Genomic DNA, 23,414 nt, shown 5'->3' on the forward strand with positions numbered 1-23,414 from the left:
CGCCTTTTTTTTAACGTAAGTTACCCAGCGGTATCTCCGGATCCGGCTCGTGAGTGATGCGGTTACGCAAGTCACGACGAATAATTTCGATCGACCAGAACCAGACCAGATGGCCCACGATCTCTGACACGTGTTCATACCACGGCAGCTCAAACAGCGGTGGCGTCAACCCCATCAGCGGGAAGGAGATCATATGCACAAAGAGCTGAGCTAACGCACCTGCCAGCAAACCCTGCCAGAGTTTAATTTTCGGGAAGACTTCAGCAACGACACAATAGCCAACAGCGAAGACGATGGAGAAAATAATATGCGTCACGCCAACCCAGTTAAATATATGTCCGGCAAATGTATAAACTGCCGCGTTAGGATCGACAACGCCCAGCCAGTCGCGTAAAAATACATAGGGAGGGTTTAAAAAATTGCGGGAACAGTCAATCTGACCTGCTGCTCTTATTAATTGCTCAGGTCCGCATGCGCCGGTGAATAAGTCGGCAGGGCTGCGTGGCGGAAGCGGCACTTCGGCTCCCCATTTGACAAAAGCGGAGACGATCCCTGCAATTAAACCGATGAACGCGGCGAGTCCATAGCGCCTGCGTGAAGGCGGTGTTTGTTCAAATAGATTCATTTCTTTTCCTTGTTTAACGTCATCCTGCGAAATACATTTTATTATTCATATCAGCAACAAATTAATAACAGTCTGACGAGCAGACTGCATATAAAGTAATGGGCTGATGGCGGTAGTGTCAATTAGCTATTCCTGATAGTGGCGAAGGAATATTCCTGAATGAATACGGGATTCATCCTGGGAATATTCATCGGTCCTATACGTTCAGGAATAAATGGATTATTCCTTTCGTCTTCCCCGCATCCCCTGAAACAGCTCCGCCACGTCCACAAAATACTCGGTCAGATAGTTAATACACACCTGGACTTTCAGCGGGAGCTTGTCTTTTTCGGTATACAGGGCGTACACCGGACGCGGATCGGATTGGTAGCGCGGGAAGAGGATCTCCAGCACGCCGCTGTTAATTTCGTTGATCACCCACATCAGCGGCACGTAGGCGATCCCGGCGCCAGCCACCAGCCAGCGCGAAATGGTCATCGGATCGTTAGTGACAAACCGCCCCTCCGGCAGCAGTTTGGTGGAGATCCCTTCCGGGGCAATCAGCTCAAATTCATTGTCGGGCCGCACGCTGTACTCCAGCCACGAGTGGTTGGTGAGATCGGCGGGTTTCTCCGGCACACCGTACTGGGCCAGATAGCTCTTCGAAGCGCAGACGACCATCGGCATGCTGCCCAGCCGACGCGAGAACAGGCTGGAATCCTGCAGCGCGCCGACGCGGATCACCACGTCCAGGCCGTCGGCAATCAGATCCGGCGCCGGGATACCCGTCACCAGATTGACGGTAAGCCCGGGGTACTCTTTCAGCATATCCGCCGTCATGGCAGCGAGAACATTTTGTGCCATAGTTGAAGAACAGCCGATGCGCAGCGTGCCGATGGGGGTGTTGTTGAAGGCGTAGAGCTGTTCGTGAACATCCCGCACTTCCAGAAGCATGCGACGACAGCCCTGATAGTAAATTTTACCCGCTTCCGTCAGACCAATGCTGCGGGTACTGCGGTTGAGCAGCTTGACCTGAAGCTCATCTTCCAGTTTGGACACCGTCTGGCTGATAGAGGAGACGCTCATCTGAAGCTGGCGTGCAGCGGCGGTAAAGGAGCCCAGTTCAACCACTTTGGCGAAGACTGACATGCGTTTTAAACGTTCCATTGTTCACTCTGGCTTAAAAGTGATTTAGATCACATATTATAGATAACAGCATAACAGTTACGTTAATATATTATTAATTACATAACGGCTGCGCCATTCTCGCCCGGCGTTTCTTGCTCTCCTGCGGTGGCGTGCGCTAAAAAATTCTGAAGCCTGCACTCTCTCTTATCAAGGTCAACATGAGTCTGTTTCCCGTTATCGTGGTGTTCGGTCTGTCGTTCCCACCGATATTTTTCGAGCTTCTTTTATCACTGGCGATCTTCTGGCTGGTGCGCAAGGTGCTGGTCCCTACCGGGATCTACGATTTCGTCTGGCACCCTGCATTGTTCAATACCGCGCTGTATTGCTGCCTGTTTTACCTGATATCGCGCATGTTTGTCTGAGGTTGATGTGAAAACGCTAACAAGAAAAATCTCCCGCACTGCCATCACCATGGCGCTGGTTATCCTCGCCTTCATTGCCATTTTCCGCGCCTGGGTCTATTACACCGAATCACCGTGGACGCGTGATGCACGCTTCAGCGCCGATGTGGTGGCCATCGCCCCTGACGTGGCCGGTCTTATCACGGCGGTTAACGTTCACGATAACCAGCTGGTGAAAAAAGATCAGGTTCTGTTCACCATCGACCAGCCTCGTTACCAGAAAGCGCTGGAAGAGGCGGAAGCGGACGTGGCCTATTACCAGGCGCTGGCTGCGGAGAAACGCCGTGAGGCAGGCCGCCGTAATCAGCTTGGCGTTCAGGCAATGTCCCGTGAAGAGATTGACCAGTCCAACAACGTGCTGCAAACCGTGCTGCACCAGCTGGCGAAAGCAGAAGCAACGCGCGATCTGGCGAAGCTCGATCTGGAGCGTACCGTGATCCGCGCGCCGTCTGATGGCTGGGTGACCAACCTTAACGTCTATACCGGGGAATTCATTACCCGTGGCTCAACCGCCGTGGCGCTGGTGAAACAGAACTCTTTCTATGTACTCGCCTATATGGAAGAGACCAAGCTGGAAGGCGTACGTCCCGGCTATCGGGCAGAAATCACGCCGCTGGGCAGCAACCGCGTCTTTAAAGGTACCGTCGACAGCGTCGCCGCAGGGGTCACCAACTCCAGCAGTTCGCGTGATGCAAAAGGGATGGCAACGGTGGATTCCAACCTCGAGTGGGTGCGTCTGGCCCAGCGCGTGCCGGTCCGTATCCACCTGGACGAACAGCAGGGCAATCTGTGGCCTGCCGGTACCACGGCGACGGTGGTGATTACTGGTGAAAAAGATCGGGATGCCAGCCAGGACTCGTTCTTCCGTAAAATCGCCCACCGTCTGCGCGAGTTTGGTTAATCGCTATGGGCATCTTTTCCATCGCCAGCCAGCACATTCGCTTCGCCGTGAAGCTGGCGTGTGCCATTGTGCTGGCGCTGTTTGTTGGCTTTCACTTCCAGCTTGAAACCCCGCGCTGGGCAGTGCTGACGGCCGCGATTGTCGCGGCGGGTCCCGCCTTTGCCGCGGGTGGGGAACCCTATTCAGGCGCGATCCGCTATCGCGGAATGCTGCGTATCATCGGGACGTTCATCGGCTGTATCGCGGCGCTCACCATTATTATCCTGATGATCCGCACGCCGCTGCTGATGCTGATGGTGTGCTGTATCTGGGCGGGCTTCTGCACCTGGATCTCATCCCTGGTGAAAGTGGAGAACTCCTATGCCTGGGGTCTGGCGGGCTATACCGCGCTGATTATTATCATCACCATCCAGTCCGAGCCGCTGCTGGCTCCGCAGTTTGCGGTGGAGCGATGCAGTGAGATTGTCATTGGTATCGTGAGTGCAATTGTCGCGGACCTGCTGTTCTCCCCGCGCTCCATCAAGCAGGAAGTCGACCGTGAGCTTGATGCGCTGATTGTCGCCCAGTACCAGCTGATGCAGCTCTGCATTAAACACGGCGACAGCGAAGAGGTGGATAAAGCCTGGAGCGGGCTGGTTCGCCGGACGCAGGCGCTGGAAGGGATGCGCAGCAATCTCAATATGGAGTCGTCACGCTGGGCTCGCGCTAACCGTCGTCTGAAAGCCCTTAATACGGTCTCGTTAACGCTGATTACCCAGGCATGTGAAACCTACCTGATTCAGAACACGCGCCCGGAAGTGGTCACCGATACGTTCCGCGAACTGTTCGCTGAGCCAGTGGAAACGGTGCAGGACGTGCACAAGCAGCTTAAGCGTATGCGCAGGGTTATTGCCCGGACAGGGGAACGTGACACGCCGGTAACGATCTACACCTGGGTCGGCGCCGCGACGCGCTACCTGCTGCTGAAACGCGGCGTGATCGGGAATACCAAAATCAGCGCGGCGGAAGAAGAGGTACTGCAGGGCGAAGTGGTGATCAAGCCGGAATCCGCCGAGCGCCATCACGCGATGGTCAACTTCTGGCGTACGACGCTTGCCTGTATGCTCGGCACGCTGTTCTGGCTGTGGACGGGCTGGACGTCCGGCAGCGGCGCGATGGTGATGATTGCCGTCGTGACCGCACTGGCGATGCGTCTGCCTAACCCGCGTATGGTCGCCATCGATTTCCTGTACGGCACCCTTGCCGCCCTGCCGATCGGCGCGCTCTATTTTCTGGTCATCATCCCGTCGACCCAGCAGAGCATGCTGCTGCTCTGTATTAGCCTGGCAGTGATGGCGTTCTTTATCGGTATAGAAGTGCAAAAGCGGCGTCTGGGATCGCTGGGGGCGCTGGCGAGCACGATTAACATCATCGTGCTGGATAACCCGATGACCTTCCATTTCAGCCAGTTCCTCGACAGCGCGTTAGGTCAGCTGGTGGGCTGTTTCCTGGCGATGATGGTGATTCTGCTGGTCCGCGATAATTCGCAGGCAAGAACGGGCCGCGTGCTGTTGAACCAGTTTGTGTCGGCCGCCGTGTCGTCGATGACAACCAACACCGCGCGCCGTAAAGAGAACCACCTGCCCGCGCTCTACCAGCAGCTGTTTTTACTGCTGAACAAGTTCCCGGGCGACATTGCGAAGTTCCGCCTGGCGCTGACCATGATCATTGCACACCAGCGTCTGCGCAATGCGCCGGTGCCGATCAACGACGATCTGTCGGCCTGGCACCGCCAGCTGCGTCGTACCGCGGACCACGTGCTTTCCGCCAGCAGTGATGACAAACGACGCCGCTACTTTACGCAGCTGCTTGCAGAGCTTGATATTTACCAGGAGAAGCTTAAAACCTGGGAAGCGCCGCCTCAGGTGACCGAGCCGGTAGGACGGCTGGTGTTGATGCTGCATCGCTACCAGAATGCCCTCACGGATAGCTGACTGAAGTAAAAAAACCGACGCCAAAAGCGTCGGTTTTTTTGTGGCTATACTTATTCCAGCACGTTCTTACATTTCAGGAAGGGAGGACACATGACGACCCAGGCGCTTCAGGATCACATCCTTTTTCAGACCGGTTATCTGGTCAACGGAATCTGGAAAACGCTGGACACGACCTTCGATGTGCTTAACCCCGCTACCGGGGAAGTCATCGCGAAAGTCGCGAAAGCGGGTAAAGCACAAACCGAAGACGCTATCGCAGCGGCCACCAAAGCCTTCCCTGCCTGGCGTGCCAAAACCGCGAAAGAGCGCTCGGCGATTCTTTATCGCTGGTACGAACTGATTATTGAGAATAAAAGCTGGCTCGGGCAGTTAATGACCACCGAGCAGGGCAAGCCGCTGAAAGAAGCGGAAGGTGAGGTGGAGTACGCTGCCAGCTTTATCCAGTGGTTTGCCGAAGAAGCCAAGCGCGCCAACGGGGAAATTATTCCGCCGATCAAACCCGGCTCGCGCATTCTGGCGACCCGCGAACCCATAGGCGTGGTGGCGGCGATAACGCCGTGGAACTTCCCAATGGCCATGCTCACCCGCAAATTAGGCCCGGCCCTGGCTGCGGGGTGCACCGGAGTGATCAAACCGGCCAATAACACGCCGCTCAGTGCCTTTGCGCTCCTTTCCCTGGCAAAACAGGCCGGCGTACCCGACGGCGTGCTCAACGCCGTGGCCGGGAATACCCATGAAATCAGCGATGCGATTATGGCAAGCCGAGACGTGCGTAAAATCTCATTTACCGGCTCGACCTCCGTCGGCAAAACGCTGGTGCGTAATGCTGCCGAAACCATGAAAAAAGTCTCGATGGAGCTGGGGGGAAATGCCCCGTATATCGTTTTTGAGGATGCAGACATCGACGCGGCGGTGAAGGGGGCGATTGCCAACAAGTTCCGCAATGCCGGGCAGGTCTGTGTCAGCGTGAACCGTTTTTATATTCAGGAAACCGTCTACGACAAGTTTGTGAATAAACTTGCCGATGCCGTGAAGGCGCTCAAGGTGGGGAATGGCCTTGACGAGGGCGTCGTTGTCGGACCGCTGATTGAATCTGCTGCGGTCGACAAGGTGCGTGAGCATGTCGACGATGCCGTCTCACGGGGGGCAACCGTACTGGCAGGGGGTAAGCCCCATCCGCTTGGCGGGAATTTCTGGATACCAACCGTGCTGGGCGACTGCCATGAAGGCATGAAGCTGGCAGAGGAAGAGACGTTTGGCCCGGTTGCGGCGTGTTTCCGTTTCACCTCGGAAGATGAAGTTATCCAGCGTGCCAACAATACGCCCTACGGGCTGGCGGCTTACTTCTATACCCAGAATCTCTCACGTGTTTTCCGCGTTTCGCAGGCGATCGAGAGCGGGATGATCGGCATTAACGAGTGTGCCGTCTCCACGGAGCTGGGGCCCTTTGGCGGCGTAAAAGAGTCAGGCCTGGGTCGTGAGGGCTCCGTGCTGGGCCTGGAAGAGTATCTGGAAGTGAAAACCCTTCACATTGGGGGATTATAATAGACAGGGCGGCATCTGCCGCTCGCCTGGACTGGGTGGCTGGCAATGAAAACCTATACCTTTGATTTTGACGAGATCGACAGTCAGGAAGACTTCTACCGTGAATTTATCCGGGTGTTTGATCTTGAACGGGAAAGCGTGACAAATCTGGATACGCTGTGGGACGTGGTGACCGGTAGCCTGCTGCCGCTACCGCTGGAAATTGAGTTCATCCATTTGCCCGATAAGCTGCGCAGACGTTTTGGCGCACTGATATTACTGTTCGATGAAGCGGAAGAAGAGCTGGAAGGGCAGCTGCGTTTTAACGCGCGGCACTGAATGAAAAAAGCCCCTGACCATCAGGCCAGGGGCAAGTCGTATGATGAGATACGACGAGGGTTTATTTATACAGTTCTGCAGTTGCATGCCAGTGGTCACCCTGATTCAGTTCGGTGACGCGGTAGCTGCTGGCACCTGCTTTTTCAGCTTTGGCAGCCAGTTCATGACGGATATCCATCGGAGAGCCGGTAACAGACGTCACGGAGATGCTGCCCATAGGCTGCAGATTTTGTGCCTGGTCGGCATTCACCTGCTGTACGGCTGCGCTTGCGCCGAAAGAGAGAACAGATGCCAGACCGAGGGTTGCGATGATCAATTTGGTTTTCATAGTCTTTACTCCTGAATAGGGTTTTTGCTCAACGGCGAGAAGGGTTGAACCGCTATTTTTATGCCTGGTGCCGTTGAGTGGAGATTTACGTGTTCAGTTATTACTAAAACTTATTTGTACAGCTCAGCGGTGGCGTGCCAGTGTGCGCCAGAGCGCGCTTCGATGATGCGATAGGATGACGCACCCTTTTCTTCCGCTTTTTTGTTCAGCATCTCATGCATGTCCATTGGCGATGTGCCGACCGCGCCGACAGAAACCGTACCGATGGCCTGGCGGGATTGCGCCTGGTCAGCATTGATAGCGTCAGCCGCGAAGGCACCGAATGACAGGACAGACAGGACGCTCAGCGCCGCTACAGTTGATTTGATTTTCATGATTTTTACCTCGTCGAATTTTTTAGTGGGGTCTTGTTTCGTGACCCTCATCACAAAATCAAGTATACACTAATAACGGAAAAAATTAATACCAGACTAATGGTTTCTATTGTTATTACGTGTTAACCAGTCTTTTTTTTATAACCAAATTGCATAATATTGGGTGTTTTTTGCACATTTTAGTTGGTTATATCTAATGAAATCATATGGATATCAGCTTTTGATTTTTTGTGCGATTTTTTGATTTAGCATTCACCAGGTGAATGTTAATGGGTGGTAAAAAGCACTATTTGTCAAAGGCAGAGGCAGTGAAAAAGAGGGGGAAACGGTGTGGAAGCAGAACGTTCCCCGCAGCGGCGCCACGGGGAAAGGGGATTAGAGTTCCTGTTCGAACAGAACCAGAATCGCTTCGTGGAGATCTTTAACGGAGAAACCGCTGGCTGGCGTGGTAAAGATGGTGTCATCACCGGCGATAGTCCCGAGGATACCTTCCGTTTTACCCAATGAGTCCAGCATGCGGGCAATCAGCTGTGCGGCACCTGGGCTTGTGTGGATCACCACAACGGCATCGTTGTAGTCGATATCCAGAACCAGATTCTTGAGCGGGCTGGAGGTGGTCGGCACGCCAAGTTCAGCCGGCAGGCAATAGACCATCTCCATCTTGGCGTTACGGGTACGTACCGCGCCAAATTTCGTTAACATGCGGGAGACCTTCGACTGATTGATGTTGTCGAAGCCCTGTTCCTGCAGCGCCTGAACAATTTCTCCCTGAGAACTGAATTTCTCTTCTTTAAGTAGCGCTTTAAACGCCTTTACTAATTCTTCTTGCTTAGACGAGCTTCGCATAAGTCACCCGGAATATGACGATAGAAACAACATTATTATGCATGTGGATGAATTTTTATGCAAATTATCTACTCAGCGCCAGGCTGAAATAATGTTATGAAAGGGAGTGATTTTATCAGAATTCGTTATCAGAAAACATGCCTGGGTCACGCCGCGCAAATAAGCTTAAAAGTAAATTAAATGTTATCAAAATGATGTTGTTTTGGTGGCGGGGCAGGGTGTATTGTAACCACCTCTTAATTCGTTGCCGTCTGTCGTCAGATAGCCTTCTGAAGAGAGATAAAGTCGCGCGACCTCAAATTCTTTAGCTACGAAAATTGTAATTAAACACTTGCTGAATTATGGTCGCCGCAACGGATTTACAGATACTTAAGTTAACCATAATAAGGAGTTTAGGATGAAAGTCGCAGTCCTCGGCGCTGCTGGTGGTATCGGCCAGGCGCTTGCCCTACTACTGAAAACCCAACTGCCTTCAGGCTCAGAACTCTCCCTGTACGATATTGCTCCGGTAACCCCAGGCGTGGCGGTTGACCTGAGCCACATCCCTACCGCTGTAAAAATCAAAGGCTTCTCCGGTGAAGATGCGCGTCCTGCTCTGCAGGGTGCCGACGTGGTGCTGATTTCTGCAGGCGTGGCGCGTAAGCCAGGCATGGATCGTTCAGACCTGTTCAACGTCAACGCGGGCATCGTGAAAAACCTGGTGCAGCAGATTGCTGAAGTGTGCCCGAAAGCGTGCATCGGTATCATCACTAACCCGGTGAACACCACCGTTGCTATCGCGGCAGAAGTGCTGAAGAAAGCAGGTGTTTACGACAAAAACAAACTGTTCGGCGTAACCACGCTGGATATCATTCGCTCCAACACCTTTGTTGCTGAGCTGAAGGGCAAACAGCCAACAGAAGTGGAAGTGCCGGTCATTGGCGGTCACTCTGGCGTTACCATCCTGCCTCTGCTGTCGCAGATCCCAGGCGTGAGCTTCACCGAGCAGGAAGTGGCTGACCTGACTAAACGCATCCAGAACGCGGGCACCGAAGTGGTGGAAGCGAAGGCGGGTGGCGGTTCTGCAACCCTGTCTATGGGCCAGGCGGCTGCACGTTTCGGTCTGTCACTGGTTCGCGCCCTGCAGGGCGAGAAAGGCGTTGTTGAATGCGCTTACGTTGAAGGCGATGGCGAACACGCTCGCTTCTTCTCTCAGCCGCTGCTGCTGGGCAAAAATGGTATCGAGGAGCGTAAATCCATTGGTACGCTGAGCGCGTTTGAACAACACGCGATGGAAGGCATGCTGGATACGCTGAAGAAAGATATCACCCTGGGCGAAGAGTTCGTTAACAAGTAATACGAACCGTCTCTTGGCAAAAAAACGGAGCTTATCGCTCCGTTTTTTTATGCCTGTCAGTTCGTTGCCGGGTATTCCTGAATGGTGACCTGCAGCGTCAGTTTCTTATCGTTGCGCATGACTTCAACAGGGATGATAGAGCCCGGGCGAATTTCTGCCACCTGGTCCATCGTCTCCAGCGCAGAAACCGCCGGCGTGCCGTTGACCGACACAATGACGTCATTGACCTGAATCCCCGCGTTGGCCGCCGGCCCCCCTGGCGCCACCTCGTTCACCACGATGCCCTGGATCTGATCGATCCCGCCCCCCTGGGTATGCATCGGCGCAATTTCACGGCCACCGATACCGATATAGCCGCGGATCACGCGTCCGTCGCGGATCAGCTTATCCATAATTTTGGTCGCCAGCTGGAACGGAATGGCAAAGCCGATGCCTTCCGGCGTCTCGCCGTCGTTACTCTTATCGAACGAGAGGGTGTTGATGCCCATCAGTTCGCCCAGCGAGTTGACCAGTGCACCGCCGGAGTTTCCGTGGTTGATGGAGGCATCGGTTTGCAGGAAGTTCTGCCGCCCGGAGGGGTTGAGGCCAATACGCCCGGTCGCGCTGATAATCCCCTGGGTGATGGTCTGGCCCAGGTTGTAAGGGTTACCAATCGCCAGGACGACGTCACCAATATGCGGGGTACGTTTACGGTTGATCGGGATGACCGGCAAACCGCCCGTGGCGTTAATCTTCAGGACGGCGAGGTCAGTCAGGCTGTCAGAGCCAACGAGTAATGCCTCAAACACGCGGCCATCCTGTAGGGCGACGATGATCTGGTCGGCATCGTTTATCACATGCTTGTTGGTAATAATGTAGCCGCGCTCGTCCATGATTACCCCGGAGCCGAGAGTGCGGATCTCCAGCTGGTTATGGGCTGAGGTATTCAGGCCACGGTTATAGACGTTAACTACGGCAGGTGCGGCACGGCGAACGGCCTGGTTATAGGTGGCCGGCGTTTCATCCGTGCTATCGAACTGAGGGGCCGACAGTTTATTGAACTGACGTAAAGACGGCAGCGCCAGCAGCAGCAGGCCAGCGACAATCAAACCGATGACAATAGAACGTAAGAGCTTTAAAAGCATGATGCGCGTGTCGTTAAAAAAGGAACGATTTGCAGCATAACATGAGTTATCCGGACATCACACGCAGCGGTGATGTCCGGGTCGCAAATGCTTAGCGCAACAGAATATAGATAGACTCATTGCCGCGCATGACCTGCAGGGCAATAACCGCCGGTTTACTCTCCATCACCTTGCGTAGTTCGGCAATGGACTGCACGCGATTGCGGTTTACCCCAATGATCACCTCTTCCTGATGCAATCCGGCCTGTGCGGCAGGGCTGCTCTTCTCAACGGTGTCGATGCGAATGCCTTTCGTACCGTCTTTCAGCTGTCCATCGCTCAGCGTCGCACCCTGCAGCGCCGGGGCGATCAGCTCCGCACTGGCAGAGGAGGAGGTGCTCTTATCCAGCGTCACTTCAACGTCCAGCGGCTTACCGTCACGGATCAGACCCAGCTTCACTTTGGCGCCGGGTTCGGTGGTCGCTATCCGCGAGCGCAGCTCGGCAAAGCTGCTCAGCGGCTTGTCGTTGAGGCTGACGATCACATCGCCCGATTTGATACCTGCTTTTGCCGAGCCGGAGTTAGGCAGCACTTCACTGACAAACGCCCCGCGCTGTACGTTGATATTGAACGCTTTGGCGATATCGGCGCTCATCTCCATACCTTTAATACCCAGCAGCCCGCGTTTGATTTCGCCGAACTGAATGAGCTGCTGCGCCAGGGTTTTGGCCATATTGCTGGGAATCGCAAAACCGATCCCGATGCTGCCGCCACCCGGGGCCAGAATGGCTGTGTTGATCCCAATCAGCTCACCGTTAAGGTTAAGTAACGCCCCGCCGGAGTTCCCGCGGTTGATTGAGGCATCGGTCTGGATAAAGTTTTCCAGCCCTTCCAGATTCAGGCCGCTGCGTCCCAGCGCGGAGACGATCCCGGAAGTGGCGGTTTGCCCTAAGCCAAAGGGGTTACCCACGGCGACGGCAAAATCACCGACGCGCAGTTTGTCGGAGTCCGCGATGGCAATCTGGGTCAGGTTACTCGGGTTTTGTACCTGCAACAGCGCAATGTCGCTCTGGTCATCACCGCCAATCAGTTTGGCATCAAATTCGCGGCCATCGTTTAGCTGGACGCTGATTTTATCGGCCTGGCTGATGACATGATTGTTAGTCAGAATGTAGCCTTTTGCCGCATCAATAATGACGCCGGAACCCAGGCCTTCAAAAGGCTGGGCCTGCTGGTCGGGAGACTCATCGCCAAAATATTTTTTCAGTTCTTCAGGGACGCGTTGGCTTTGTACCGCCGTGCCCTCAACCTGAACGCTGACCACCGCAGGCAACACTTTTTCCAGCATGGGGGCAAGGCTTGGAATGGCCGCCTGGCCAGGCACCTGGGAGGGAAGGGCGGCAAATACAGGGACGGACGCCGAGAGAGATAACCCGACACTTAACGCGATAGCGCTCAACAGCTGGTTTTTTTTCTTCATCGATGTTGACTCTCGTAACCTGGAATAAAGGAAAAACGGCCCCAAAAACACGTTGATGTTATTGAATTTTAAACCGCTGAACAATGAGGTGTTTAACTAAATGATAGCTGGGGTCAGGAAGAAAGGACGGGCGCAATCGCTGCGCCCGTAAAATAAATTCAGGTTGTGCGATTAATCGCGTTTTACACCGCCGCGCAGCAGGCCGGACGCGCCGTCTGAATAGTCGCGAGGCATCTGAACAGGCGCCTGGTCGTTACCGGCTTCAGAGTCTGCCAGACGGTTGCGGAACGGATTGGTTTCCGCCGTCATTTCCGGCAGCAGGCTGCTGGAGCTTTTTGCCATATGCTGATACAGCTGACGATAGTCGGTCGCCATGTTGTCCAGCAGCTCGGCGCTACGGGCAAAATGGCTGACCAGCTCTTCACGATACTCTTCCAGCTCGGCTTTGTTCTTTTCCAGTTCGTACTGCAGTGACTGCTGCTGACGCAATTTGCGATTACCGAAACGCATGGCCACAGCACCGATGACGATGCCGACGACTAAACCGATTAGCGCATATTCCCAGGTCATGAACTTCTCCCGTTGTCTTGTTGTTCCGTAGGGTGTTGGCTCGGCTCCTGCCTGTGCCTGATAATGCCACTATAACCGCTATTTCCGTAGAAGTGGAATCCTGACGTATCATCGCGTAGTGTAGAACGGCCTTTTTTTCATCAGTCACGTCTGCTGGTGAGCGTTAATTGAAGGAATAACAATAAGATTATGCAAAACCTGTCCCCTGCATCGCGATATCAACTGGCCCTAAACGAGGGCACTCATCAGCCGGATGACGTACAGCGTGAGGCGGTAAGTCGTCTGGAGATGATTTATCAGGAACTCACGGCCAAACCCGCTGAAACCGAACAGAATGGCGGGCTAAAGGCGGCATTTGGACGGTTGCTCGGAAAAAAAGCGCCACAGGCCCACGCGCCGGTGCGCGGTCTATATATGTGGGGCGGGGTCGGTCGCGGAAAAACCTGGCTGATGGACATGTTCTACCAGAGCCTGCCGGGGGCGCGTAAACAGCGTCTGCACTTCCACCGCTTTATGCTGCGTGTGCATGAAGAGCTGACTGCGCTGCAGGGTAAAAGCGATCCGCTGGAGATTGTGGCCGACAGGTTCAAGGCGGAAACGGACGTGCTCTGCTTCGATGAATTTTTTGTGTCTGACATCACCGATGCCATGCTGTTAGGCGGCCTGATGAAAGCGCTTTTTGCCCGCGGGATCACGCTGGTGGCCACGTCGAATATTCCGCCGGATGAGCTTTACCGCAACGGCCTGCAGCGGGCACGCTTCCTGCCTGCCATCGACGCCATTAAGCAGCATTGTGACATTATGAACGTTGATGCCGGTGTCGATTATCGCCTGCGCACCTTAACCCAGGCGCACCTGTGGCTCTCGCCGTTAAATGCAGAGACCACCCGCGAGATGGATAAACTCTGGCTGGCGCTGGCGGGGGCAAAACGCGAGCACGCCCCGGAACTCGAGATTAACCATCGCCCGCTGCCAACGCTCGGCGTTGAAAACCAAACGCTGGCGGTCTCCTTTACGACGCTGTGCGTTGATGCCCGCAGCCAGCACGACTACATTGCGCTTTCACGTCTGTTCCACACCGTGATGGTGCTGGATGTGCCGGTGATGACGCGGCTGATGGAGAGCGAGGCGCGGCGCTTCATCGCGATGGTGGACGAGTTTTACGAGCGCCACGTTAAGCTGGTGATTAGCGCCGAGCTTCCTTTATATGAGATCTACCAGGGGGAGCGGCTAAAGTTTGAGTTCCAGCGCTGCCTGTCTCGCCTGCAGGAGATGCAGAGCGAGGAATACCTGAAGCTGGAGCATATGCCATAAACGCTACCCTCTCCCTGTGAAGGGGGACTTGTCGGCCGGGTAAGGCGCAGCCGCCACCCGGCATTTTCCACCGCCTCGAAAAACCCAATTTGAATCACATTTAAGGGTCGATCTTTGACCTCAACTTCTCTATAATCTTGCGACCCCACGTTACGAGAAGGTTTTTTTCCCGAAACTTTCTATGTGTCGGCATGTGCTATTCGAAGGGGTAGGTTTGCCGGACTTTGTCGTGTGAACCTCAACTGACTAAACGTTTGGGTGTTCACCAACGTGTAACTTATTATTTGGGTAAGCTTTTAATGAAAACTTTTACAGCTAAACCAGAAACCGTACAGCGCGACTGGTATGTTGTTGACGCGACCGGTAAAACTCTGGGCCGTCTGGCTACTGAACTGGCTCGTCGCCTGCGCGGTAAGCACAAAGCGGAATACACTCCGCACGTTGATACCGGTGATTACATCATCGTTCTGAACGCTGACAAAGTTGCTGTTACCGGCAACAAGCGTACTGACAAAATGTACTACCACCACACCGGCCACATCGGTGGTATCAAAGAAGCGACCTTTGAAGAGATGATTGCCCGCCGTCCTGAGCGTGTGATTGAAATCGCGGTTAAAGGCATGCTGCCAAAAGGCCCGCTGGGTCGTGCTATGTTCCGTAAACTGAAAGTTTACGCAGGCAACGAGCACAACCACGCGGCACAGCAACCGCAAGTTCTTGACATCTAATCGGGATTATAGGCAATGGCTGAAAATCAATACTACGGCACTGGTCGCCGCAAAAGTTCCGCAGCTCGCGTTTTCATCAAACCGGGCAGTGGTAAAATCGTAATCAACCAGCGTTCTCTGGAACAGTACTTCGGTCGCGAAACTGCCCGCATGGTAGTTCGCCAGCCGCTGGAACTGGTTGATATGGTAGAAAAACTGGATCTGTACATCACCGTTAAAGGTGGTGGTATCTCCGGTCAGGCAGGTGCGATCCGTCACGGTATCACCCGCGCTCTGATGGAGTACGACGAATCCCTGCGTTCTGAACTGCGTAAAGCTGGCTTCGTTACTCGTGACGCGCGTCAGGTTGAACGTAAGAAAGTGGGTCTGCGTAAAGCACGTCGTCGTCCACAGTTCTCCAAACGTTAATCCATTCTGCTTACGCAGAACGATTGGCGAAAAACCCGCTTCGGCGGGTTTTTTTATGGATAATGCGCAGGTTATCCACAATATCCATGCATATATCTTCTCTTTTTCCACATTTCCAGAATCCCCTCACCACAAAGCCATCAAAATCTGGTAAACTATCATCCAATTTTCTGCCCAAATATCGGTGAATACTCGATTTTTGTTCGATTCTTGAACAATGTGTCTTCTCTGGGATGGGCGATACAACATCTGGCTGGCCCCTGTTGGGCTGGTAGCAGTAAAAATTCTGAATATACCTGGAGGTTTTCATGGCTGTCGCTGCCAACAAACGTTCGGTAATGACGCTGTTTTCTGGTCCTACTGACATTTATAGCCATCAGGTTCGTATCGTGCTGGCCGAGAAGGGTGTCAGTTTTGAGATCGAGCATGTGGAAAAGGATAACCCGCCTCAGGATCTGATCGATCTCAACCCGAGCCAAAGCGTACCGACGCTGGTGGATCGCGAGCTGACCCTGTGGGAATCCCGTATCATTATGGAATACCTGGATGAGCGTTTCCCGCATCCGCCGCTGATGCCTGTTTACCCTGTTGCGCGTGGTGAAAGCCGCCTGTACATGCAGCGTATCGAAAAAGACTGGTATTCGCTGATGAACGTGATCACCAGCGGATCCGCTGCGGAAGCCGACGCTGCGCGTAAGCAACTGCGTGAAGAGCTGCTGGCAATCGCCCCGGTGTTTGGTCAGAAACCGTTCTTCCTGAGCGATGAGTTCAGCCTGGTAGACTGCTACCTGGCACCTCTGCTGTGGCGTCTGCCAATCCTGGGCGTAGAATTCAGCGGTCCTGGCGCGAAAGAGCTGAAGGGCTACATGACTCGCGTCTTTGAGCGCGACTCTTTCCTGGCATCTTTAACTGAACCGGAACGTGAAATGCGTCTCGGCCGAGGCTAATGACTGTGGAAATGTCACAACTTACCCCACGCCGTCCGTATCTGCTGCGCGCCTTCTATGAATGGCTGCTGGATAACCAGCTCACGCCGCACCTGGTTGTGGATGTGACGTTGCCGGGCGTGCTGGTTCCAATGGAATACGCACGTGACGGACAGATTGTACTGAACATCGCCCCGCGCGCGGTGGGTAACCTGGAGCTGGCAAACGATGAAGTGCGCTTCAACGCGCGTTTCGGCGGCGTACCGCGCCAGGTTTCCGTACCGCTGGCTGCTGTGCTGGCTATCTACGCGCGTGAAAACGGTGCGGGTACCATGTTCGAGCCGGAAGCGGCATATGATGAAGACGTTGCCAGCCTGAATGATGACAACGCATCTGATGAGCGTGAAAGCGACACGGTGATGTCAATTATCGATGGCGACAAACCCGATCATCAAGATGACAATGACCCTGATGACGATCCGCCTCCGCGCGGTGGTCGCCCAGCGCTACGCGTTGTGAAATAAATCCGCTTGCGCCGTTTGTAAAAAGCCAGTGATATCACTGGCTTTTTTTATTTCTGCATCAATCTACCGTTGTAATATTTTTAAATAAGCATTGTTTATATCTCTTGTTTCTTCATTGCTTGATTAATAATTAAATAGATTTATAAACCCCATGAATAAATGAGGTGTGAACTAATATCAAAACGATGAGAAAAGTAAAGAGGAATTCTGAGTAATATTATTTTTTTGATGTTGATCTCTTTTTTGATTGGGTAATTTCTTAATAAAATAAGGAAAAAATCATTTTGTGGTTATCCTTAATAGAATAGTTAATTTTGCTAAATTGCATGTATTTATAAAAACAATACTATGTGCACATGCTGACAAGCATGACGACAATCAGTAACTGGTAAAGGTATTTATCATTACTGGGTTAAATATTGCAATTACTCATATGTTAAGGATTAACAAGTGAAAAAAGTTTTACTCGCTACTGCGCTTTCTCTGTGTGTGACTTCAGCATTTGCTGCAGACCCTTCAGCTGTACTGAAGGTTAAAGGTACGCTGACGAATGCAGCATGTACGCCAGTATTAAGCAACGGCGGTACTGTTGACTACGGTACAATTAATTTGGGCAGTCTGAACGCTTCTGCTGTCAACCAGTTGGGACAGAAGAATATAGATCTGACCATTAACTGCACCGCAGCAACAAAAGTGTCCTGGAATATGGTTGACGATCGCGCTGATACTAACGCGGGTCTGACCGTAGAAAACGGTATGTTTGGTGGTGGTATTATTAAAGGCGCTAGCCAAACTTACGGTGTGGGCAAAACCGCGGGTGGCGTTAACATTGGCTCTTACGCTCTGCTAGTTAAAGTAGACAGCGTAACGGCTGATGGTGCTGCGGTAGATCCAATCTATCAGCAGAACGCGACGGGTACCTGGACCAAATCCACCAACGGTTCTTCTCAGGGCAGCCATATTCGTGACTTCACCGTTGCGTCTGCAGGTTCTCTGGATCCGCTGGCCTTCCAGACCGCGACCTTCCCGCTGGCAACTTCACTGGCTCTTCAGGACACCACAACTCTGGCGATTACGGACGATACTCAGCTTGACGGTCAGTTGACCATCAGCCTGCGTTATCTGTAAGACTTTATTGAGTAAAAGTAATTTTAAAATAATCCAGAGAGTGAATGTTCTGCATTTACTCTCTTTTTAACAGCACGATAAACATGGAATGTTCTGTTGGGCTATCAAGGAGATAATATTATGCAATGCATAAGGTCGAATATATTTAAAACACTTTTTACTGTCGCTTTATTCTCCGCCAATTTTGCGGTGCATGCAGAAGGTATGGTGCCAGAAACCAGCCTGCTAATTATTGATGAAGCCACACACAGCGGTACCATTAACGTAAAAAATACGGATTCACACCCATCCTTATTATATACGAACGTTGTAGACCTGCCGGACGACCAGGGGCTTAAGTTGATCGTCACGCAGCCTGTGGTTCGCCTTGAGCCGGGCCAAACGCAGCAGCTTCGTTTTATTTTGCAAAGCAAGCAGCCGCTGGATGTTGAGCATTTAAAACGCGTCACATTTGACGGTATTCCACCAAAAAATGACGATAAAAAAATTAAAATTGGCATTAATATTCGCCAGGATATTCCAGTGCTAATACGCCCGGCTACGCTGGGGGTCGTGACGGATGCGTGGAAATATCTCAAATGGTCTACGGTTGGATCTTCTGTAAAAGTAACCAACCCAAGTAAGTACGTTGTTCGTCTGGCACAAAAAGTCGTATTACAACCTTCAGGCGCAAACGCCACGCTTTCCAAAACTTACCTTCTGCCAGGTGAGACGATGACGGCTGCGTTGAACAAAACGAGCAGCGGTGATAGCCACGTTAAATTTTTCCCGGCCAGCCGTTATGGCATTGAAGTGCCGAGTTTTACCTCAGAATTAAATAAATAATATAGGGATCAAACGGTGAATAAAAAAAGCCGTATTGCACTTTGTGTCCGCGCAGTTCTCTGCGGCACCTTGCCTCTGATGATGTTTGACTCCGCCTCCGTACTCGCAAGGGAAGTGACGTTTGATACGGGGGTAATGAAAACGCTGGGGTTATCGAGCGACTTGAACCATTATTTCGCTGAAGCACCGCGTTTTCTGCCCGGAACCCATTCCGTGAACGTTAAAGTGAATGGTGAAGATCGCGGAATGGCCGCCGTCCGTTTCAATAAGGACGGCGTGCTGTGTTTTGATAACGATCTGCTTGATTTCGCAGGCCTCATGCCAGTCCCCCTGAAGGCAGGCGAGGCGTGCCACAACATCCGCGACGACTACCCGAAAGCGGTAATCAACGCGTTGCCAAACCAGGAAGCCGTTGAGTTGTATCTGCCGCCTGAAGCGGTAAACAGCCTGTCGTCGGATATCCGAAACTTCCAGCACGGCGGTGCCGCCGGGATGCTCAACTATTCGCTTTTCAGCACCCGTAACGAATATGGCGGTAGCGACAAAACCCGCTATTCGCAGGCCAATCTGGAAGCGGGTTTTAACGCATTTGACTGGTCGCTTCGCAGTAATTACATCCTGACGGATGACAATGGCAAGAAAAATGCCGACAGCATTTACACCTACGCAGAGCATGTTTTTGTCCCGCAGAAGTTAACCATGCAGGTCGGTGAAATTAATGCCATGTCTAATGTGCTGAGCGGCATACCCATTACCGGTATCCAGCTTATGCCGACTAGCGGGCTGACAAAAGACGGCAGCGGCGTCAGCGTGTCAGGCATTGCCCGTTCCTCCCAGGCTCGCGTGGAGATTCGCCAGAACAATCAGCTGATCTTCAGTACGCTCGTGCCCGCGGGACCATTTACGCTGGATGACGTGCCGGTTGCGCGTAACAACGTCGATTTAGACGTTTCCGTCGTAGAGTCGGACGGCTCCACGAATCACTTTATTGTTCCTGCTGCCGCAGTGAAGCAGCGAAATCTTTCTCGCCCGCAGGGGCTTACCGTGTCTGCCGGTCAGGTACGCAGCATCGATAGCGACTACAGCGATCCGCTGGTGATGAACGTTTCCGACGGCTGGCGCATTTTCCCGTGGATGAACCTTCTGGCCTCCGGTACTGCCGCTCAAGATTACCAGGCAGCTGGCGGTCGTACCGATTTTCTTATCAGCGATCTTTGGTCTGTTTCCACGACGGTTGCGGCAAGCAAAGAGTCTTTTGGTGACAGCAACAGTGGACTTAAAACCGAGCTAGGAAGCGATCTTACGCTTTCCTCCCATGTATCGCTTTCCACCAGCGCGACGCACTACAGCGGCGGCTACCGTGAGATGGCAGAAGCGATGGACGATGACTATCAGGGGTACGATAACGCCTACTCCGGCAGCATACGTTTCTCATCCGGTCTGGCAGGCGTTTTCTCAGCAGGCTTCAACTATAACCAGAGCAGCGGGAACTCTGAGGATTCCCGCTATCTGCTTCTGTCGTGGGGTAAGACATTTAAATATGCCAGCGTTACCGCCAACTGGCAAAGCGCTGTGGGCAACGTCGATGACGACCAGGATGATGAAATGCTGTACATCAACGTCAGCATTCCGCTGAGTCCGGGGCAGTCTGTCAGCACTTACATGCGCAAACAGGGCGACAATACCACTTACGGTGTAGCCAACAGCGGTTCGCTGGGCGAAAACACACACTACTATATCGCCGCCGATCGTGACCAGTCGTCCAGCGATAATAGCTTCAACGGTAACCTTAACACCAATCTGCATTACACCCAGCTGAGCGTGGGTGGTGGCAGCAACGGTGATCACCAGCGTAACTATAACGCCACCCTGGCGGGCGGCATCGCTATGCACAAAAATGGCGTGACGTTCTCGCCGTATGCGATTCGCGATACCTTTGCGATTGCCAGACTGAGCGAGAAGAAAAGCGGGGTAGAAATCGCTACGCCACAGGGTACGGTCTGGACCGATGCCTGGGGACAGGCGGTTGTACCTTCGCTAAACGAGTGGCGCAATTCGCGTATAGAAGTGGATGCCAACAAGCTGCCGCAGAATATGACGCTGGCAAACGGCACTCGATATATCGCCGCAGGTCACGCTTCAGTCAGCGAGCTTGACTTCAAGGTGCTGAACAGCCGACGTGTGATGCTGCGTATGAAGCAAACCGATGGTCAGCCGCTGAGAAAAGGGCTGGCAATCGTGGATGAGAAGGACAACTACATTGTGACGGTCGTTGATGATGGTCATGTCTTTATCAACGATGCGGATCAGTTACCGGCGCTGTACGCCATGGACGCCAACAACAATCGTTTGTGCAAACTCGATTTCGCTCTTCCTGAGAAACGCAATGAAGACGCCTTCTATGAAGAAGTAAACGGAGTATGCCGATGAATTATCAACAAACAGTAGGATTAACAGCGCTGGGGATACTTTTCTTCGTGGCGACTGCAAATGCGGAAGATTGCCAAATATCGCTTTCGCAGCCGGTGGTGGATTACCATGAAATGCGTCGAGATAATATCGATAAAACCCAGCAGAACTGGCACAAAATGGCGGACCGTACCCTCAACGTTAATGTTTACTGCCCGCAGCCGCAGCAAATGGCGGTGTTGTTACAGGGGACGGCAGGCGATAAAGGGCGCTTCACATTCGGCCAGTCTGGCGGGATGGCGGTTAAAATCGATGATATGACCATCGACGGTAAAAATTACACCGTCGGCAAAACGGTCGATCAGCTCGGTTTTACTCCGCAAAGCGGCACGCCTTCGCCGTTTTATGTGCGTAATAATGAAGCGGTTATTGCGGTTGATAATAATCAGGTGCCTTCAGGCCAGCAGATGAATTTCCGGGTCACGCTATCACCTGTGCTGGATGACAATGCGTTTAGCCGCATCACCGATCAAACCGTACTGGAAAGTGACTTAACCTGGACTCTGCTGACGAGGTAGCATTTCGGAGAGTAAAAAATAGCTCTTCATTATTTCTATCGCCAATGAAATGCCTGTTTTTTCTTGCAGCTGACTCAAGCATTGATAGGCTGGCAACCTTCATGCTGAAATATCTGAAATTTTTTTGATTACGCTGTAGGTAACAAAGGGAATAAACCGGAAGGTTTATTCCCTTTTTTTTACACTTCCAGGTAGTTCAGTATCCCGTCAGCCGCTTTGCGCCCTTCGGCAATCGCCGTCACCACCAGGTCGGAACCGCGAACGATATCGCCACCGGCGAAGATTTTCGGGTTGCTGGTCTGGAAGGCATTATCGCTGCCTTCTGGCGCAATAATACGGCCCTGCGAGTCCAGCTCAACGCTGTGCTTCGCCAGCCATTCCATGCTGTGAGGGCGGAAACCGAACGCCATCACCACGGCGTCAGCGGGGATCACGTGCTCGGAGCCTGCCACGATTTCCGCGCGACGACGGCCTTTCGCATCCGGTGCGCCCATCTCAGTGCGCGCCATCTTCACGCCGCTCACTTTACCGTTGGCATTCACTTCAATACCCAGAGGCTGGATGTTGAACTGGAATTCCACGCCCTCTTCACGCGCGTTTTTCACTTCGCGCTTAGAGCCCGGCATGTTCTCTTCGTCACGACGGTAGGCACAGATAACGTGCGCCGCATTCTGACGAATGGAGGTTCGCACGCAGTCCATCGCGGTATCACCGCCGCCCAGCACCACCACGCGTTTGCCTTCCATGCTGACGAACGGCTCATCGGCGGTTTCACCGTAACCCATAATCTGCTTGGTGTTGGCAATCAGGAACGGCAGTGCGTCATAAACGCCCGGTGCGTCTTCGTTTTCCAGACCACCGCGCATGGACTGATAGGTACCCACGCCCAGGAACACGGCGTCGTAATCCTTCAGCAGATCGTCGAGCTGTACGTCGCGGCCCACTTCTGTGTTCAGTTTGAACTCAATGCCCATGCCGGTGAAGATTTCACGGCGACGGGTCATGACCTCTTTTTCCAGCTTAAAGGCCGGGATACCAAAGGTCAGCAGGCCACCAATCTCCGGATGGCGGTCAAAGACCACCGCCTTCACGCCGTTGCGGGTCAGCACGTCCGCACAGGCCAGGCCCGCCGGGCCCGCGCCGATGATCGCCACGCGCTTGTCGGTTTGCTTCACGCCGGTCATATCCGGACGCCAGCCCATCTCAAACGCTTTATCGTTGATATAGCGCTCGATGTTGCCGATGGTCACCGCGCCAAACTCGTCGTTCAGCGTACAGGAACCTTCGCACAGACGATCCTGAGGGCACACTCGGCCGCACACTTCCGGCAGGGTGTTGGTCTGGTGAGACAGCTCGGCGGCTTCAAAAATACGTCCTTCGTTGGCCAGCTTCAGCCAGTTAGGGATGTAGTTGTGTACCGGACATTTCCATTCGCAGTAAGGGTTACCGCAGGACAGGCAGCGGTCTGCCTGTGCTTTGGCCTGGCCTTCTGAAAACGGCTCGTAGATTTCAACAAATTCAATTTTGCGGATCTTCAGCGGTTTCTTTGGCGGATCAACACGCTGCAGGTCGATAAACTGGTATACGTTCTGGCTCATCTGAATTCC

Annotated in this window: 24 protein-coding genes; 15 read left to right on the top strand and 9 right to left on the bottom strand. The window is 53.2% G+C overall.

Annotated elements, in window-relative coordinates; all coding sequences use genetic code 11:
* Window positions 1-10: 10 nt before the first annotated feature.
* Complete coding sequence (locus tag HMPREF3143_RS02750; RefSeq protein WP_008502844.1) at window positions 11-625, bottom strand: YagU family protein; 615 nt, start codon at window positions 623-625, stop codon at window positions 11-13.
* Between the two features lie 219 nt (window positions 626-844).
* On the bottom strand, window positions 845-1,771 hold the full coding sequence (aaeR, locus tag HMPREF3143_RS02755) for an HTH-type transcriptional activator AaeR (protein ID WP_008502843.1): 927 nt from the start codon (window positions 1,769-1,771) through the stop codon (window positions 845-847).
* A gap of 179 nt (window positions 1,772-1,950) precedes the next feature.
* Here aaeR and aaeX point away from each other — a divergent pair, with 179 nt between their 5' ends.
* From aaeX to HMPREF3143_RS02780, 5 genes are all read left to right on the top strand, one after another.
* Entirely contained in the window at window positions 1,951-2,154 is a 204-nt protein-coding gene (aaeX, locus tag HMPREF3143_RS02760) for a p-hydroxybenzoic acid efflux pump operon protein AaeX (protein ID WP_003860416.1), read from the top strand.
* A 7-nt stretch (window positions 2,155-2,161) separates the two neighbouring features.
* Window positions 2,162-3,094: a p-hydroxybenzoic acid efflux pump subunit AaeA gene (gene aaeA, locus HMPREF3143_RS02765; RefSeq protein WP_008502842.1), complete on the top strand. Its 933-nt coding sequence runs from the start codon at window positions 2,162-2,164 to the stop codon at window positions 3,092-3,094.
* Between the two features lie 5 nt (window positions 3,095-3,099).
* Window positions 3,100-5,067, top strand: a complete 1,968-nt coding sequence (gene aaeB / locus HMPREF3143_RS02770; protein WP_070531679.1) for a p-hydroxybenzoic acid efflux pump subunit AaeB — start codon at window positions 3,100-3,102, stop codon at window positions 5,065-5,067.
* A gap of 90 nt (window positions 5,068-5,157) precedes the next feature.
* Complete coding sequence (locus HMPREF3143_RS02775; protein WP_070531682.1) at window positions 5,158-6,612, top strand: NAD-dependent succinate-semialdehyde dehydrogenase; 1,455 nt, start codon at window positions 5,158-5,160, stop codon at window positions 6,610-6,612.
* A 45-nt stretch (window positions 6,613-6,657) separates the two neighbouring features.
* Window positions 6,658-6,930 carry a barstar family protein gene (locus HMPREF3143_RS02780; RefSeq protein ID WP_008502839.1) on the top strand — a complete coding sequence of 91 codons (273 nt, stop codon included), beginning with the start codon at window positions 6,658-6,660 and terminating at the stop codon, window positions 6,928-6,930.
* 61 nt (window positions 6,931-6,991) lie between these two features.
* On the opposite strand, the gene yhcN (HMPREF3143_RS02785) is transcribed toward HMPREF3143_RS02780, so the two are convergent.
* The 3 genes from yhcN (HMPREF3143_RS02785) to argR all read right to left on the bottom strand — a co-directional run bounded on the left by yhcN (HMPREF3143_RS02785) (window position 6,992) and on the right by argR (window position 8,478).
* Entirely contained in the window at window positions 6,992-7,258 is a 267-nt protein-coding gene (gene yhcN, locus HMPREF3143_RS02785) for a peroxide/acid stress response protein YhcN (protein ID WP_008502838.1), read from the bottom strand.
* 110 nt (window positions 7,259-7,368) lie between these two features.
* Window positions 7,369-7,632 (bottom strand): peroxide/acid stress response protein YhcN, encoded by a 264-nt coding sequence (yhcN, locus tag HMPREF3143_RS02790; RefSeq protein ID WP_008502837.1) that lies wholly within the window; start codon window positions 7,630-7,632, stop codon window positions 7,369-7,371.
* A 375-nt stretch (window positions 7,633-8,007) separates the two neighbouring features.
* The gene (gene argR, locus HMPREF3143_RS02795; protein WP_008502836.1) at window positions 8,008-8,478 is read right to left on the bottom strand and encodes a transcriptional regulator ArgR; all 471 of its coding nucleotides are present in this window, start codon (window positions 8,476-8,478) and stop codon (window positions 8,008-8,010) included.
* Between the two features lie 397 nt (window positions 8,479-8,875).
* Here argR and mdh point away from each other — a divergent pair, with 397 nt between their 5' ends.
* Complete coding sequence (gene mdh, locus HMPREF3143_RS02800) at window positions 8,876-9,814, top strand: malate dehydrogenase (protein ID WP_008502835.1); 939 nt, start codon at window positions 8,876-8,878, stop codon at window positions 9,812-9,814.
* Window positions 9,815-9,870: 56 nt separating this feature from the next.
* Here the strand turns inward: mdh and degS are convergent, their stop codons facing one another.
* From degS to zapG, 3 genes are all read right to left on the bottom strand, one after another.
* Window positions 9,871-10,938, bottom strand: coding sequence for an outer membrane-stress sensor serine endopeptidase DegS (gene degS, locus HMPREF3143_RS02805; protein WP_008502834.1), 1,068 nt, complete (start codon window positions 10,936-10,938; stop codon window positions 9,871-9,873).
* Window positions 10,939-11,029: 91 nt separating this feature from the next.
* Window positions 11,030-12,397, bottom strand: coding sequence for a serine endoprotease DegQ (gene degQ, locus HMPREF3143_RS02810; RefSeq protein WP_070531685.1), 1,368 nt, complete (start codon window positions 12,395-12,397; stop codon window positions 11,030-11,032).
* A gap of 171 nt (window positions 12,398-12,568) precedes the next feature.
* Window positions 12,569-12,967, bottom strand: coding sequence for a Z-ring associated protein ZapG (gene zapG, locus HMPREF3143_RS02815; RefSeq protein WP_008502832.1), 399 nt, complete (start codon window positions 12,965-12,967; stop codon window positions 12,569-12,571).
* Between the two features lie 189 nt (window positions 12,968-13,156).
* On the opposite strand from zapG, the gene zapE reads away from it, so the two are divergent.
* From zapE to HMPREF3143_RS02870, 9 genes are all read left to right on the top strand, one after another.
* Window positions 13,157-14,281, top strand: coding sequence for a cell division protein ZapE (zapE, locus tag HMPREF3143_RS02820; RefSeq protein WP_070531688.1), 1,125 nt, complete (start codon window positions 13,157-13,159; stop codon window positions 14,279-14,281).
* 299 nt (window positions 14,282-14,580) lie between these two features.
* Entirely contained in the window at window positions 14,581-15,009 is a 429-nt protein-coding gene (rplM, locus tag HMPREF3143_RS02825) for a 50S ribosomal protein L13 (RefSeq protein WP_003860434.1), read from the top strand.
* Window positions 15,010-15,024: 15 nt separating this feature from the next.
* Complete coding sequence (rpsI, locus tag HMPREF3143_RS02830; protein ID WP_003860436.1) at window positions 15,025-15,417, top strand: 30S ribosomal protein S9; 393 nt, start codon at window positions 15,025-15,027, stop codon at window positions 15,415-15,417.
* Between the two features lie 308 nt (window positions 15,418-15,725).
* On the top strand, window positions 15,726-16,364 hold the full coding sequence (gene sspA, locus HMPREF3143_RS02845; RefSeq protein WP_008502830.1) for a stringent starvation protein SspA: 639 nt from the start codon (window positions 15,726-15,728) through the stop codon (window positions 16,362-16,364).
* Window positions 16,365-16,369: 5 nt separating this feature from the next.
* Window positions 16,370-16,867, top strand: a complete 498-nt coding sequence (sspB, locus tag HMPREF3143_RS02850) for a ClpXP protease specificity-enhancing factor (RefSeq protein WP_025912562.1) — start codon at window positions 16,370-16,372, stop codon at window positions 16,865-16,867.
* A gap of 450 nt (window positions 16,868-17,317) precedes the next feature.
* Window positions 17,318-17,995 carry a DUF1120 domain-containing protein gene (locus tag HMPREF3143_RS02855; protein WP_008502828.1) on the top strand — a complete coding sequence of 226 codons (678 nt, stop codon included), beginning with the start codon at window positions 17,318-17,320 and terminating at the stop codon, window positions 17,993-17,995.
* A gap of 120 nt (window positions 17,996-18,115) precedes the next feature.
* On the top strand, window positions 18,116-18,820 hold the full coding sequence (locus tag HMPREF3143_RS02860) for a fimbria/pilus chaperone family protein (protein WP_008502827.1): 705 nt from the start codon (window positions 18,116-18,118) through the stop codon (window positions 18,818-18,820).
* 15 nt (window positions 18,821-18,835) lie between these two features.
* Entirely contained in the window at window positions 18,836-21,250 is a 2,415-nt protein-coding gene (locus HMPREF3143_RS02865; protein ID WP_032664519.1) for a fimbrial biogenesis outer membrane usher protein, read from the top strand.
* A complete protein-coding gene (locus HMPREF3143_RS02870; protein ID WP_023294675.1) occupies window positions 21,247-21,807 on the top strand; it encodes a DUF1120 domain-containing protein in 561 nt (186 codons plus the stop codon). The genes HMPREF3143_RS02865 and HMPREF3143_RS02870 overlap by 4 nt, the downstream gene beginning before the upstream one ends.
* A 179-nt stretch (window positions 21,808-21,986) precedes the next feature.
* On the opposite strand, the gene gltD is transcribed toward HMPREF3143_RS02870, so the two are convergent.
* Window positions 21,987-23,405: a glutamate synthase subunit GltD gene (gltD, locus tag HMPREF3143_RS02875; protein WP_021242274.1), complete on the bottom strand. Its 1,419-nt coding sequence runs from the start codon at window positions 23,403-23,405 to the stop codon at window positions 21,987-21,989.
* Window positions 23,406-23,414 lie beyond the last annotated feature (9 nt).

The organism is Enterobacter sp. HMSC16D10 (assembly GCF_001807145.1).
GTDB lineage: Bacteria > Pseudomonadota > Gammaproteobacteria > Enterobacterales > Enterobacteriaceae > Enterobacter > Enterobacter roggenkampii.

Bases quoted from the DNA above. Each gene is read 5' to 3' on its own strand.
- HMPREF3143_RS02750 (WP_008502844.1), bottom strand. From the start codon at position 625: ATGAATCTATTTGAACAAACACCGCCTTCACGCAGGCGCTATGGACTC.
- aaeR (WP_008502843.1), bottom strand. From the start codon at position 1,771: ATGGAACGTTTAAAACGCATGTCAGTCTTCGCCAAAGTGGTTGAACTG.
- aaeX (WP_003860416.1), top strand. From the start codon at position 1,951: ATGAGTCTGTTTCCCGTTATCGTGGTGTTCGGTCTGTCGTTCCCACCG.
- aaeB (WP_070531679.1), top strand. From the start codon at position 3,100: ATGGGCATCTTTTCCATCGCCAGCCAGCACATTCGCTTCGCCGTGAAG.
- HMPREF3143_RS02775 (WP_070531682.1), top strand. From the start codon at position 5,158: ATGACGACCCAGGCGCTTCAGGATCACATCCTTTTTCAGACCGGTTAT.
- HMPREF3143_RS02780 (WP_008502839.1), top strand. From the start codon at position 6,658: ATGAAAACCTATACCTTTGATTTTGACGAGATCGACAGTCAGGAAGAC.
- yhcN (WP_008502838.1), bottom strand. From the start codon at position 7,258: ATGAAAACCAAATTGATCATCGCAACCCTCGGTCTGGCATCTGTTCTC.
- yhcN (WP_008502837.1), bottom strand. From the start codon at position 7,632: ATGAAAATCAAATCAACTGTAGCGGCGCTGAGCGTCCTGTCTGTCCTG.
- argR (WP_008502836.1), bottom strand. From the start codon at position 8,478: ATGCGAAGCTCGTCTAAGCAAGAAGAATTAGTAAAGGCGTTTAAAGCG.
- mdh (WP_008502835.1), top strand. From the start codon at position 8,876: ATGAAAGTCGCAGTCCTCGGCGCTGCTGGTGGTATCGGCCAGGCGCTT.
- degS (WP_008502834.1), bottom strand. From the start codon at position 10,938: ATGCTTTTAAAGCTCTTACGTTCTATTGTCATCGGTTTGATTGTCGCT.
- degQ (WP_070531685.1), bottom strand. From the start codon at position 12,397: ATGAAGAAAAAAAACCAGCTGTTGAGCGCTATCGCGTTAAGTGTCGGG.
- zapG (WP_008502832.1), bottom strand. From the start codon at position 12,967: ATGACCTGGGAATATGCGCTAATCGGTTTAGTCGTCGGCATCGTCATC.
- zapE (WP_070531688.1), top strand. From the start codon at position 13,157: ATGCAAAACCTGTCCCCTGCATCGCGATATCAACTGGCCCTAAACGAG.
- rplM (WP_003860434.1), top strand. From the start codon at position 14,581: ATGAAAACTTTTACAGCTAAACCAGAAACCGTACAGCGCGACTGGTAT.
- rpsI (WP_003860436.1), top strand. From the start codon at position 15,025: ATGGCTGAAAATCAATACTACGGCACTGGTCGCCGCAAAAGTTCCGCA.
- sspA (WP_008502830.1), top strand. From the start codon at position 15,726: ATGGCTGTCGCTGCCAACAAACGTTCGGTAATGACGCTGTTTTCTGGT.
- HMPREF3143_RS02860 (WP_008502827.1), top strand. From the start codon at position 18,116: ATGCAATGCATAAGGTCGAATATATTTAAAACACTTTTTACTGTCGCT.
- HMPREF3143_RS02870 (WP_023294675.1), top strand. From the start codon at position 21,247: ATGAATTATCAACAAACAGTAGGATTAACAGCGCTGGGGATACTTTTC.
- gltD (WP_021242274.1), bottom strand. From the start codon at position 23,405: ATGAGCCAGAACGTATACCAGTTTATCGACCTGCAGCGTGTTGATCCG.